Source organism: Promicromonospora kroppenstedtii DSM 19349 (assembly GCF_000515355.1).
GTDB classification, from domain to species: Bacteria; Actinomycetota; Actinomycetes; order Actinomycetales; family Cellulomonadaceae; genus Promicromonospora; species Promicromonospora kroppenstedtii.
Window position 1 is genome coordinate 136,825 of sequence record NZ_KI911744.1, and the last position, 858, is coordinate 137,682.

The window sequence follows — 858 nt, forward strand, 5'->3', positions numbered from 1 at the left end:
TTGTTGTCCCCCGGCCGCCCCTCGCGGCCGGACGACGGCGTCTCGTGGCCGACCACGCGGGCGTCGTCCGCCAGGCGTTCCGTGCCTCGCACCTCGCGCACGACGCCGGCCGCCGGGGCCAGCAGGAACGTGACCGCCGCGCTCGTGGCGACCGCAGGGCCCGGCACGGGCTCGCGGCCGAGCGCGAGGTCGACCAGAACGCGCAGCGGGTTGTAACCCGTCACGAGACGGACCAGCTCGAAGATGTATCCGCCACCCTGGCGCGGGTTCAGCTCGATCAGCCGCGGTCCGGACGCCGTGAGCCGCACCTCGGTGTGGCTGATGCCGTGCGTGAGCCCCACGGCGCACAGCACCGCGGCGACGTGGCGCTCGATCGCGTCTCGCTCGGCCGTCGCGAGCGGCGCCGGGAACAGGTGGCCCGACTCGACGAACCCGGACCCGCCATCGACGCCGGGCTCCGCCACCGACTTGGCGGTGATGCCCAGCACCCGCGTGACGCCGTCGCGGGTCATGGACTCGACGCTGTACTCAGGCCCCTCGAGGACCCGTTCGAGCAGTGCGAGCCGCTCCAGCGGCTGGTCCCGGGTGTTGCGCTCGGGGCCGGTCGCCCCGGCAAACGCGACGGCGAGGCCCGCCTCGTCCGCCACCTTGCGCACCCCCGTGCCGGAGTTCATGTCGACGGGCTTGACCACCAGCGGGTAGCCGAGACCCGCGGCCTCCTTGCGCGCCTGCGCCCAGGTGGCCGCCACAGCGAACGGCACGTCGGGCACTCCCCCGGCGGCCAGCGCCTGCCGGACCAGGTGCTTGCGCGTCGCGGTGCGCAACACGTGCGCGGGCGCCCCGGGCAGGCCCAGCCCC

The 858-nt window shown here is 75.3% G+C and carries 1 protein-coding gene; it reads right to left on the bottom strand.

Annotated elements, in window-relative coordinates; translation table 11 throughout:
• Window positions 1-858: ATP-grasp domain-containing protein (locus tag PROKR_RS24835; protein WP_169736557.1), on the bottom strand; the 858-nt coding region annotated here is incomplete at both ends.